At 41.3% G+C, this 12,784-nt stretch carries 9 protein-coding genes; 8 read left to right on the forward strand and 1 reads right to left on the reverse strand.

Going from position 1 to position 12,784, the window contains the following annotated elements:
- The first annotated feature begins 13 nt into the window (after positions 1-13).
- From ACSLUF_RS15770 to ACSLUF_RS15785, 4 genes are all read left to right on the forward strand, one after another.
- Positions 14-1,609, forward strand: a complete 1,596-nt coding sequence (locus tag ACSLUF_RS15770; protein WP_435623618.1) for a RagB/SusD family nutrient uptake outer membrane protein — start codon at positions 14-16, stop codon at positions 1,607-1,609.
- 161 nt (positions 1,610-1,770) lie between these two features.
- Positions 1,771-5,112: a VCBS repeat-containing protein gene (locus ACSLUF_RS15775; protein ID WP_435623619.1), complete on the forward strand. Its 3,342-nt coding sequence runs from the start codon at positions 1,771-1,773 to the stop codon at positions 5,110-5,112.
- 91 nt (positions 5,113-5,203) lie between these two features.
- Positions 5,204-6,109, forward strand: a complete 906-nt coding sequence (locus ACSLUF_RS15780; RefSeq protein WP_435623620.1) for a YeiH family protein — start codon at positions 5,204-5,206, stop codon at positions 6,107-6,109.
- Between the two features lie 11 nt (positions 6,110-6,120).
- Positions 6,121-7,119 (forward strand): LacI family DNA-binding transcriptional regulator, encoded by a 999-nt coding sequence (locus tag ACSLUF_RS15785; RefSeq protein WP_435623621.1) that lies wholly within the window; start codon positions 6,121-6,123, stop codon positions 7,117-7,119.
- A 4-nt stretch (positions 7,120-7,123) separates the two neighbouring features.
- Here the strand turns inward: ACSLUF_RS15785 and ACSLUF_RS15790 are convergent, their stop codons facing one another.
- Positions 7,124-7,666: an NADPH-dependent FMN reductase gene (locus tag ACSLUF_RS15790; protein ID WP_435623622.1), complete on the reverse strand. Its 543-nt coding sequence runs from the start codon at positions 7,664-7,666 to the stop codon at positions 7,124-7,126.
- 121 nt (positions 7,667-7,787) lie between these two features.
- Here ACSLUF_RS15790 and ACSLUF_RS15795 point away from each other — a divergent pair, with 121 nt between their 5' ends.
- The 4 genes from ACSLUF_RS15795 (at position 7,788) to ACSLUF_RS15810 (ending at position 12,783) form a co-directional block, all read left to right on the forward strand.
- Positions 7,788-8,678, forward strand: a complete 891-nt coding sequence (locus tag ACSLUF_RS15795) for an aldo/keto reductase (RefSeq protein WP_435623623.1) — start codon at positions 7,788-7,790, stop codon at positions 8,676-8,678.
- An 18-nt stretch (positions 8,679-8,696) separates the two neighbouring features.
- Positions 8,697-9,857: an LLM class flavin-dependent oxidoreductase gene (locus tag ACSLUF_RS15800; protein ID WP_435623624.1), complete on the forward strand. Its 1,161-nt coding sequence runs from the start codon at positions 8,697-8,699 to the stop codon at positions 9,855-9,857.
- Between the two features lie 151 nt (positions 9,858-10,008).
- Positions 10,009-11,553, forward strand: coding sequence for an SLC5 family protein (locus ACSLUF_RS15805; RefSeq protein ID WP_435623625.1), 1,545 nt, complete (start codon positions 10,009-10,011; stop codon positions 11,551-11,553).
- Between the two features lie 6 nt (positions 11,554-11,559).
- Entirely contained in the window at positions 11,560-12,783 is a 1,224-nt protein-coding gene (locus tag ACSLUF_RS15810; RefSeq protein ID WP_435623626.1) for a sulfite oxidase, read from the forward strand.
- Position 12,784 lies beyond the last annotated feature (1 nt).

Genomic DNA, 12,784 nt, shown 5'->3' on the forward strand with positions numbered 1-12,784 from the left:
GAAAAACAAATTGATGAAAACGCTTGGAGTAAGCCTGCTACTGGTAGCTTCCCAAGCATGTACAGACTTGGAACCCAATTTTGGAGATTCCGTATCCGTTGAATCAGACGGTGGTACCTTCAGTGGGGTATCAAGTACCTCAGCGAGTCTTGAGGCCCTCTATAGCAGTGGTGACAGTGATGGAGTAGGGCTTTTTCGCCAAGATTCTCAAGAAAATGCCTATGCGCTTATGGAAGTATCCGCAGACAACATAGCCGTTTTGACACGGGGTGCTGACTGGGGTGATAACGGGGTTTGGCGTACTATGCACAACCATACCTGGGATGCAAACCACGTTTACGTACTACAAGCGTGGAACAGGCACAATGCGGCAACGTTCCGTGCGAATCAGTTATTGGATTCAAGATCCAACGCAAATGCTAGCCAAACCGCTCAGGCGCAGGTGATTCGTGCATTTAATGTGTATTCCCTTCTTGATTTCTTCGGCCAAGTACCTAATAGGGGAGTGGATGATGGTCCAGATGTTGACCCAACAGTACTTTCTGCCCAGGAAGCTTTTGATTTAATCCTTAGTGATTTGAACGCTGCTATTTCCAGTGGTAATCTTTCAGCTAATGGGCCAAATGTACCGTTAAGGCCAGGAGGTTCTGGAGAAGATAGAGCTGGAACTTTGACAGGTATAGGAGAGGCCTTTGCGCGATTCTTGAGAGCTAGAGTACAATTGAATGCCATCCATTTAGTTGGCACTCAAGGAGATATGAATCAGGTCATTGCTGATGTCAACGCGATCGAAGACCTTGGTTTCCAGTTGGACGGTATTGGAGCTGATGATCCTGATGGGGATGAAAGCTATTTCGATATTTGGGATCCTGCTAATAATACCAACCAAGAGGTTATCTTTATGTTGGATGGTGATATAAGAACCCGTCAGTATAATCAACTACACCCTAATCAAGGGGGTTGGAACGGTTTTGTTACGCTTACGGAAACCTTTAGACTTTTTGGTTCGGATGATATAGCTGATGATGCGAGACTTGGACTTCCTGGAGAGGAAGTACTGGGTGTGTCTACCGGATATATCCGCGGGCAGCAAAGAAATGTTTCTGGCGGTAACCTTACAGATAGACAAGAGAATCCTTTGGTTTATGAGGACGCAATCCTCACCAATTTAGAAGTAAACAATGAGCGAAATGGAATTCGAATCGTTAAAAATCCACAAAGAGCTGCAGATGGCAATCTACCTGGGGATACCTTTAGGGATTTTGCTTGGATGCGTTTTTCAGACGCCGTATTAATGCGTGCTGAGGCCACCCTAAGAGGTGGATCTGGTGGACCTACCGCACTTGAAGATGTAGAGTCTTTAAGAGCGAGAGCCGGTGCTACTCCACTGGGAAGCGTTTCATTGGATGATATGCCTGACATCATCGCCAGAGAGCTGAATTCCGAAGGTGTAATGGGAGGAAGAAGAGCGGTACAGCTACGTTTTGGAACTTTCGCAACTACTACTTGGGAAATGAAAAACGTTACTGATGCTTTTAGGGTAAAATTCCCCATTCCAGCTTCTGCACTTGCCACTAACCCTAACCTTACACAAAACGAAGGTTACTAGTAGTTTATCAACCATAATATGTTTAAAGAGGGCGGCTTTCGCCCTCTTTTTTTGTCTTCATATTTTCAATTTTATCTCAAACTACCACTGTTAATCTGACTCTACTTCTATGATATGTAGATGAAAATCTTTAGCTTTCGCAATTACAGAATACCAAAAAAATGTCATTCAAAAACACCTATTTCCTTACTATTCTATTAGTGCTTATCATAGCCTCTTGTTCGAACCAACAAGACCAAAAAACTAGCGGGAAAGAAAACGATACACTCTTTTCATTATTGGATAGTACTCAAACCGGAATATCATTCAATAACACCATTGTAAATGAAGAAGACTTCAACATATTTCTGTATCGTAATTTCTACAATGGAGGTGGTGTGGCCATTGGAGACATAAACAACGATGGACTGGCGGATGTTTATCTGACTGCCAATAGAAAAAAGAACAAGCTTTTTCTGAACAAGGGGAATTTCCAGTTTGAGGATGTTACCCGCTCCGCGGGAGTGGAAGGCTCCAAAGCCTGGTCTACAGGAGTAGTGTTTGTTGATATCAATGCGGATGGACTTTTGGATATTTATGTCTGCAACGCCGGAAACATAAAAGGGGATGACCAAAAAAATGAACTCTTTATTAATAACGGAGACCTAACCTTCACAGAAAAAGCAGAGGACTATAACTTGGCGGATAGTGGTTTTACCACTCACGCTGCTTTTTTTGACTACGACAAAGATGGTGATCTTGATGTCTACATGCTCAACAATAGTTTTATCCCCGTGGCCAGTCTCGGATACGAAAACAAAAGGGATCTTAGAGCGAAAGACTGGAACGTAGTGGAAGAAATCAAAGGAGGTGGAGACAAACTTCTAAGAAACGACAACGGTTTTTACACGGATGTGAGTGAAGAAGCCAATATATATGGGAGCTTGGTAGGATTTGGTCTAGGGGTTACCGTTGGTGATGTTAATCAAGACCTCTATCCAGATATTTACGTTTCCAATGATTTTTTTGAGCACGATTATCTCTATATCAACAACCAAGATGGGACATTTACGGAGAGTATCAAGGAATGGACCAACCATTTAAGCCTTTTTTCTATGGGAGCGGATATGGCAGATATCAACAATGATGGCAAGGCCGATATATTCGTTACGGATATGCTTCCCGAAGGAGATGAGAGACTCAAGACAACAACCACATTTGAAACCTATGACACCCACCAACGGAAATTGCAGAACGATTATTATTATCAGTTTATGCAAAATACCCTGCAATTGAATCTGGGTAACTCCTTTTCAGAAATAGCACATTATAGTGGCATATCCAAAACAGACTGGAGCTGGGGTGCGCTTTTATTTGACATGGACAATGACGGATACCGCGATGTTTTTGTGTGCAATGGCATTTATCATGACCTCACAAATCAGGATTTTATTGACTTCTTTGAAGATGTTACCCGACAACAAACTGCGGTATATGGAAACAAAGAACAAAAAAATGAGGTAATCAACGCCATGCCATCCAAACCCATCTCCAACTACGCTTTTAAAAACAACCAGAATCTTACCTTTTCCAATTTATCCGAAGATTGGGGGTTGGCCACTCCAAGTTTTTCAAATGGTGCTGCTTATGGCGACTTGGACAATGATGGAGATTTGGATCTTATTATCAACAACGTAAACCAAGAGCTTTTTGTTTACCGTAATACCAGTGAAAATCTAAAAAACAATTACTTAAAAATAACCTTGGAAGGAGAGGGTCATAATACCAAAGGAATAGGAAGTGTTATCCAAATCTATACAGGCAATGAGGTGATACGACAAGAACAAATACCTTCCCGTGGGTTTCAGTCCTCTATTGATTATGTGATGACCATTGGCTTGGGTCAAAATAAGGAGATTGATTCATTACAAGTTATTTGGCCCAATGGTATGTATCAAGTTCTTTTAGATGTAAAACCAAACACGGGTCTTACGCTATTACAGACGGATGCTGGTCAAAAACTTGACCTCCAATCTACAAGCGAAGCTACCCTACTCACTGAGCTTCCTTCAAAATTACCTAAACATGTAGAGGATAAACATATTGATTACGACTATGAAGGCCTAATCACCCAAAAGATATCCCAAGAAGGACCCACCATTGCAATTGCCGACATTGACGGTGACGGAGACGAGGATATTTTTATGGGAGGTTCCAAAGGTGAGCCTGCAAAAATTTTTTTACATCAAAACCAAGGGAAACTACAGTTGGCCGCGGCCCAGGATGTTTTTCGAACGGACCGGGGATTCGAAGATACGGCATCAGCTTTCGTTGATGTTGATGGTGACAACGATATGGATTTGGTCGTAGGTTCCGGAGGAAATATTCCAGGAATCACCAAATTTTACAAAAACCGGGTTTACCTAAATAATGGACAGGGTAATTTTTCCACAGCGCCAAAGTCCATTCCCAGTTTGGAAAATAACGTATCGATTGTTGCCCCATGCGATTTTGATGAAGATGGAGACCAGGACTTATTTATTGGAAGCAGAAGCGTCCCCGGTATCTATGGTGTAAATCCGGAGCATCTGTTTCTTGAAAACGATGGTAATGGCAACTTCTCGGACATTACTGAAAGCAAAGCTTTTCATTTAAAAAATGTGGGGATGGTAACAGATGCCATTTGGACGGATTATGACAGGGATTCAAAAAAAGATTTGGTATTGACCACAGATTGGGGTGGCATCAAAATCTTCAAAAATACGGGCAGAAGATTGAGCCCAAAAGAAACGTCACTGGATAGCGTATCCGGTTGGTGGAATACCATTTATGCAGAAGACTTGGATAAAGATGGCGACATGGATTTTGTTTTGGGAAATCAAGGGGAAAATTTTAGCTATAAAGCTTCGACCAGCGCACCCTTGAAAATGTTTGTGAATGATTTTGACGATAATGGCACGATTGAGCAGCTTTTCACTCAAAATTATCAAGGCAGGGATGTACCGGTAACTCTTAAAAGGGAATTGACTGCACAATTAAATTCGCTAAAAAAAGAAAACCTGAAATTCTCAGACTTTGCTACCAAAAGCGTGGACCAGTTGATTGATACAACTATTCTACAAAGGTCCATTATCAAAGAAATTAATACCACTTCGAGCGTCGTTGCCATCAATCAAGGAAATGGAGAGTTCAAAATCATTGACTTACCCAAAGAGGTTCAATTTTCCTGCGTATGCGATATAAATTGCACCGATATTAACGGTGATGGGAACTTGGATTTAATTTTGGGAGGAAACAATTACGAATTTAAACCACAATTTAGTCGCTTGGATGCAAGCTATGGTGGTGTGCTTATTGGCTCGGGAGATGGGAACTTCAAATGGTCCCCGTACGACGAATCCGGTTTTTATGTACGAGGTGAAATCAAGCACCTATCTAAATTCAAGGATAAGACGGGCCAGCAGTTTTTATTTGTGGCTATCAATAATGAGAAACCCAAAGTATTTTCCCTGAAAGTGAATTGATACGAAATGGAATAAGAATGTAAACGTTTACATTTTTATTTGTAGTTTTGCCTCGATTCAGGATATGCTTTCAAAAACAGCTACTTACATATTGTGCGTCTTAGTGCTAACGGGAACTCTGCTGGGTTATATCTCTCCTGCTCTGGCGCTAGCAATAGGAATGGCAGCAGGGATATTTCAACTAGCCAATACTGAGTTTGTTACAAACAGCAAAAAATTCCAGAAAACCTTATTGCAACTGTCTGTTGTAGGTCTTGGTTTTGGCATTCACATGCAGCAAGCCATAGAAGTGGGGTCCAACAGTTTTTTCATCACCCTGATTACCATAGTCTGCACCTTTATCATCGCTTTTGCGATAGGTAAAATCCTAAAATCCGAGCGAATCACTACCATTTTGGTTGCCTCTGGTACGGCAATATGCGGTGGTAGCGCCATTGCTGCTGTGAGTCCCAGCCTCAAAGCGGATTCTTCCCAAACCTCAATCTCCTTAGCGATAGTATTTCTTCTAAATGCCATTGCGCTCTTTATCTTTCCCTATATCGGTCATTACTTTGATTTAGATCAGTCCCAATTTGGTATTTGGAGTGCCATAGCCATTCATGATACCAGCTCTGTGGTAGGAGCTGCTGAAGTCTATGGAAATGAGGCCCTGAATATCGCCACGACCACCAAGTTGGTAAGAACACTATGGATTATTCCCTTGGTGTTGATCATATCCTTTGGTTCCAACTCCAAGGAAAAGTTCGCTTTTCCATGGTTTATTTTTGGGTTTATTGGTGCCATGTTAATCAATTCCTATATTCCGGAAGCGGGTAAAATAAGCGAGCATATTGTTTGGATTGCCCGAAAAGCATTGATTTTTACCCTGTTTTTGATTGGAATGCAAATCAACATAGGACAGCTCAAAAAACTAGGCTTTAATATCTTGATTGTCGGTATTTTCACCTGGATTGTGTTAGGGGGAATTTCCCTGTTTTACGTTTTAGAATACTTATAAACTTCATGTAGGTGGCTGGAATCAAAGAAATCGCGAAAATGACAGGGGTTTCCCTGGCCACGGTATCTCGAGTGTTCAATGATAGTCCGTTGGTATCTCCCAAAACTCGGGAAAAAGTGCTAAAAGCAGCCAAAGAGTTGGATTATCGTCCCAATATGATGGCGGCTGCATTGCGCAGCGGAAAAAGCAGAATCATTGGCGTAATCGTTCCTGAGGTCAACAACTCTTTTTTCAGTGACATTATAAATGGAATAGAACGTGTAGTCAGCGAATCTGGATTCAACATAATCATTTCACAGACCCATGAGCTGCAAGAAAAAGAGAATTCGGCCTTAGATTCTTTTATGAAACTTAATGTGGATGGTGTTTTAATGTCGATTTCCAAAGAAACTACCGATTATGGGCATATCCAAAAGCTCATCGATGCTAAAATTCCTATTGTGTTTTTTGATAGGCCCCCATCATTGGAAGCGATAAATACCGTAGTGCTCGATAATTATTTGGGTGCCCATATCGCCACAGAGCACCTTATCAATAACAACTGCAAAACGCTATTGCACATTGCTGGCAATTCCGACGTAGGTATTTTTAACGAAAGGAAGCGCGGTTTCCTAGCAGCAATTCAAAAGCATGAAACTGAGGTGTCCTACCAAATCACCGAGCTTAAATCAGATGCAACCCAGGATTTAAAGCATTTGGAAAACCTATTCAAAGAACATCCAAAAATTGATGGCATTTTTGCCTTTGGGGATGAAATGGCCATACACGTACTCAACCTACTGACTACCTTACAGCTAGAAGTACCCAAAAAAATGAAGCTAATTGGTTTTGGCAACGCCCACTTTAGTACCCTTACACAACCCACGATTAGTTCCATTGACCAAGAAAATGCGCACATGGGAGAACTGTCAGCCACTCTACTGTTACAAAATATGAACAAGAAACAGAGGCCAACTACCAAAATACTTTCTCCAAAACTGGTCGAAAGGGAATCCTCAAAAATAGACTAGACAATTAAAAGTCTAGAAATTGCTGCAATTGTTTCCCTAAAGTGTCCTGCGCTTCCTCATTGACGGTATTGTCTTCAGAGTTTAGCATTTTGTAAATGGAAGATATTGGATTTTTATTCGGGTGCACATGAATCCCTAAGTGATTCAACACCTCCGCCAAGTGATCCATTCCTCTTAGATTTCCTGCCCTACCCGAAGCAATTCCAGTAATACACGCCTTTTTCTCGGCAAAACTCTTCTGATATTCCCTTACGGACATGGAATCCAAGAGTAGTTTGACAATCCCAGGATAACTTCCGTTGTATTCTGGAACAAAAAACCAAAACTTCGTAGCCGGAATGAAGTATTCATCCTGTATATATTGGACAACCTTAGGCTGGTCTGAATCTTTATACATAGTTTCATTGACTACGTCCCCGGCAAACTCAGAAATATCCAAAAATTTCACTTCTTCTTGCGCCAAGGTTTTCAGCTCGTCAAAAACGTGCTTCGCAAAGTGAATTGTCTTATTATTCTTTCGATTTGACCCCGAAATGATCGTTATCATTTTCTATTCAATTTTCTTAAATGTGAAATCTCAGCAATATTATGAAATTTTATAATGTAAACGTTTACATTTTTGGTTTATTTGGTTAAATTTGACCCAATATGAGAATTAAATAATTTCTATGGGCCTAACTAAAGAAAATATATCCCCTCTAATAATAGGTACCATGCGATTGGGTACTTGGGGCAGTCAACTATCAACTTCTGAATATGAAAAATTCATTGAAGGATGCATGGAACTTGGTTTGATTGACTTTGACCATGCCGATATCTATGGGCACTACACTACTGAAGAGGATTTTGGTAAGGTATTGAAATCACGAAAGGACCTTCGCGAGAAAATGCGAATTACAACGAAATGCGGTATAAAGTTGGTGTCGGGCAATAGACCATCCCATAAAATCAAGTCCTATGACCTTTCGGCCAAGCATATATTGGAATCGGTGGATTTGTCCCTGAAGTATCTTCAAACCGACTACCTGGATGTTCTTCTATTGCATAGACCGGATTACCTTTTCAATCCACATGAAATAGCCGAAGCACTTTCCACTTTGAAACAATCTGGAAAAGTACTGGACTTTGGTGTATCCAATTTTTCACCATCCCAATTTGACTTGTTACATTCTTTTATACCCCTGATAACCAATCAGGTGGAGATTTCCATTTTGCATAGAAATGCATTTGTGGATGGCACATTGGACCAATGTCAAAAATTAAATATAATCCCTACCGCTTGGTCACCCTTGGGAGGGGGAAGCTTATTTGGAAAGGCAGCTTCGCCAGAAATTATGGCCATTCAAAAAGTATTGGATACTCTGGGAGAAAAGTATAATGCTGCACACGACCAGTTATTATATGCATGGCTCAGAAAACACCCTGCTGGAATCGTTCCCGTATTAGGAACCTCCAAGCTGGAACGTATTCAAACTGCCTATAAAGCATTGGATATTACCCTTACCCATGAAGAATGGTATATGCTTTGGGAAGCAGCCCTTGGAAGAGAAATTGATTAAAAAAACAACATATCAGTAATGGAAAATTCAAAAATTACAATACGATCCCCACATCTTGAAGGAGCCGAAGTTTCCTGGTTTGCTCCCATCTGTAATGGTGATGATAGATATTTGGGCGAAAGAAGCATGGATTATAAAAGCACTTTCGAAAACACATCGGAAATTTTGTTAACTGCTGATAAAGGTGGTTTTAGAAACATTTTGTGCCCGTCGTCCTATCAGGTGGGGCAAGATACACTGCCTTTTGTTTCTGCGGTTGCACCCATGACAAAACAAATCAATATGTTGGCGGCCATTCGTTGTGGTGAAATACACCCAGCCATGTTGGGTAGGACCCTTTCAACAATTGATCATATTTTAAAAGGAAGATTTACCATCAATATCATTTCTTCTCCGCTTCCCGGTGAAGAAAACATGTCATCCGAAGACCGATATCAACGGTCCAGAGAAGTAATTGAAATTCTAAAGCAAGGATGGACACAGGATGAAATTGACTATCAAGGAAAATTTTATAACCTCAAAGTCTCCTCATTACCTACCAAGTCCTACCAAAATGGTGGTCCGTTATTATATTTTGGAGGGTATTCTCCTGCTGCCGTGGACCTCTGTGCCGAACACTGTGATGTATACTTGATGTGGCCTGAAACCGAGGAGAACTTGAGAAAACTAATGGAAAACATGAGTGCCAAAGCCGCCTCCTACGGAAGAAAAGTGGATTTTGGACTGCGTGTACATGTTGTGGTACGAGAAACCGAAGAGGAAGCGAGAGCCTACGCAGATAGCATTGTCTCCAAGTTAGGTGTGGAGCAAGGTAAGGAAATGCGTGAACGGGCCTTGGATGCAAAATCCTATGGGGTAAGCAGACAAGCCGAAATGCGTGAACTTTCTGAGGATGATGGTTATGTAGAACCCCATATGTGGACCGGAATAGGTCGTGGACGATCAGGTTGTGGTGCCGCATTGGTTGGAAATCCAGACCAAATTGTTGAAAAGCTCAATAGATATATGGATATGGGCATTCGTGCTTTTATCTTCTCGGGGTATCCGCACAAAGAAGAATGTGAACGTTTTGCCAAGCTTGTCTTACCTAGGTTGAAAACTTTTTCAATGCCTATAGCCCAAGGAAAAGTAAGTACTGAAGAACCTGCAACGCCATTAGCTGCAGGAGTGAGAATATAGCAAGGATAAGAGGCTTTTATTGAAAACAAAATGGTATATTGGGTAGTTAAATTAAATTTCCATAACCAACCATCGACCTAAACCTATGATATTACATTGTCTTCGTTTGGATACATGTGCTATGGAACTAATTCCTCTAACAACCTAGTATATGATTGATTTACTTATCGTAAGTGCCTATTTCATTATTGTTTTTGCAACAGCAATCACGGGCAGAACTTCCAAAGAAGCGACAACCGAAGAATACTTTTTAAGTGGTAGAAATCTAAGATGGCCCTCCATCGCCTTTTCTACCATTGCAACAAATGTTCAGGGATATCAATTTCTGGGGTTCATGGGATCGGCCTACTTATATGGTTTGGCCCAAGCCAACTTCGAAATCAATGCAATACAAGGACTTTTGTTGGCTGCCTTCATTTTTGTTCCGATGTATCTGCGGGAAAAAATCATCACGATTACCCAATTCATCAAAACAAGACTCGGCAGTACGGTGGCACTCCTTTATTCTGGGGCCAATATTCTTCTGTTTTCTACAATCACCTTGGGGGCAGCTTTGTTCTGGGGTGCATACTCGGTAGATTTGGTTTTTGGGGATTATTTGTCCTTTATCCATTCGGATCGGCTGATACGAATCGCCATCCTTATTTTATTTCTAGGTTTGTTTTCTGCTACCTATACCTATTTTGGAGGATTGGCTGCGGTAGTACGAACAGATGTTATCCAGTTTGCTATTTTGCTGACGGGAGGCGTGGTTGTTATGTTCATTGCCATTTACCATTTGGGTGGATGGTCACAACTGTACGAAAAAACGGGACATTTAATGCACCTGCATTTACCTGCAGATCACGACACACTTCCTTGGATTCATATTTTCGGAGCGTTTCTATTAAATATTAATTACTGGTGTGCCAATCAATCCGTTGTGCAACGTTCTTTGGCAGCCAAGAGTTTGAAAGATGTTCAGATTGGTCTTATGGTAGGTGGACTCATGAAGTATTTTATGGCAGCCATTATCATCTTGCCAGGTATTGCCTTGGTTGGCATTTTGGGTGATAATGGTCTACCAGAACCAGATGCTGCATTCCCCTATTTGGTAAATACTTATTTACCTGTCGGTGTAAAAGGTCTTATTCTTTGTGCATTGTTCGCATCGTTGATGAGTACGGTCGACTCTACATTTAATTCGTTGGCAACATTGTGGTCGATTGACATTTATAAGGTTTATGTAAACAAGAACGCCTCTGATCAACAGGTGGTGCGCTCTGGGAAAAGGGCTATTTTGATTTCTTTTATATCTGGAGTAATCATTGGTATTGTACTGCTATATCTGAAATTCCAAGATCCTGGAGCCGCTTTCACACATACCCTAAACCAACTTAGGTATTTCATCAATTGTGGTATTGTTGTTCTTATTTCCGCTGCAGCTTTCTTGGCCTTTCCCAAGCATCGCGTCGCGTTGTTCGGATTTTTGGCAACAATCCCGTTACAGTTTTTCTTCTTGGAATATTTTCCGGATATGAATTACTTTATCCGAGCTATGTGGGTGATTCTCATCGGTTTCGTAATCATTTGGATTGGTTCTAGAACTGGATTTGTAAGGGACAAACTAAGAGCAGAACCTGCCTCCCCGATATTGGGTAAAGCTGGAATTGGGATGCTGCTTTCTCTGATTGCCCTGCATATTATATTTCACTAAGCCTATATGAATAGACGACGCTTTATATCCCAAACCTCTTTAAGCTCGTTAGCCACCATTTTAGGTATGGAAATTGCTTTTGGGCATAAAATTCCTCTAGGTTATACTCCATTGGCCGTGCAGGACCCGGACCCATTTAAGCTCTTCAACAAGGATACTGGTATGACTGTGCTTAATAACAAGCCCTGGAATATTGAGGCGAAAGCACATCTTTTGGATGATAAGGTAACTCCGAATAAGTACATGTTCATCCGAAATAATGGGTTAATCCCGGAGAATATTGATGCAAAAAACTGGACCTTGATTATTGATGGGGAATCTGTTTCAAAGTCCAAAACCTATACCCTATCCGAATTGAAATCCAAATTTCAACAGTACACCTATCAGCTTACTTTGGAATGTGGAGGTAATGGTCGAAGTGAATTTAATCCACCCGCAAAAGGAAATCAATGGACCGTTGGGGCTGTTTCTTGTGCCAATTGGACAGGGGTTCGCTTAAGAGATGTTTTGGACGATGTTGGTATCCAGTCGAATGCAGTCTACATTGGGTATCATGCTGCTGATATTCACCTAAGCCGAAATCCTGAAAAAGAACCTATTTCGCGAGGAGTTCCCATAGCAAAAGCCATGCAGGACGAAACCTTGTTGGCATTTCAAATGAACGGAAAGGACATTCCATTAGCACATGGTTATCCTCTTCGTTTAGTTTGTGGAGGTTGGCCGGCCTCAACTTCTGGAAAATGGGTGAATCGAATTAGCATTCGGGATAAAGTTCATGACGGAGCTAAAATGACAGGGACCTCATACCGAGTACCTTGTGAACCCGTAGCTCCAGGCGAAAAGGTTGCAGACGAAGACATGTGCATTATTGAATCTATGCCGGTTAAGTCCTTGATTACCTATCCCAAATCAGGAGCTATTATCAAGTCGGGGCAAACTTTGAATATTAGGGGGCATGCTTGGGCTGGAGAACTGGAAGTACAAAGCGTTGAATATTCAATAGACTTTGGTTCAACCTGGAAACCATGTTCATTACAACGACCTGTAAATCGCTTGGCATGGCAACATTTTAGTGCGGCTATCAATAACTTTCCTAAAAAGGGATACTATGAAGTTTGGGCGAGGGCCAAAGATGCCAATGGTGCGAGTCAACCCATGTTATTGCCAGGGTGGAATCCTAAAGGATATCTAAACAACGCCTGTCACCGTATTGCAATAAAAGTTTCCTAAT

Source organism: Flagellimonas sp. (assembly GCF_965601775.1).
Classification (GTDB): Bacteria; Bacteroidota; Bacteroidia; order Flavobacteriales; family Flavobacteriaceae; genus Flagellimonas.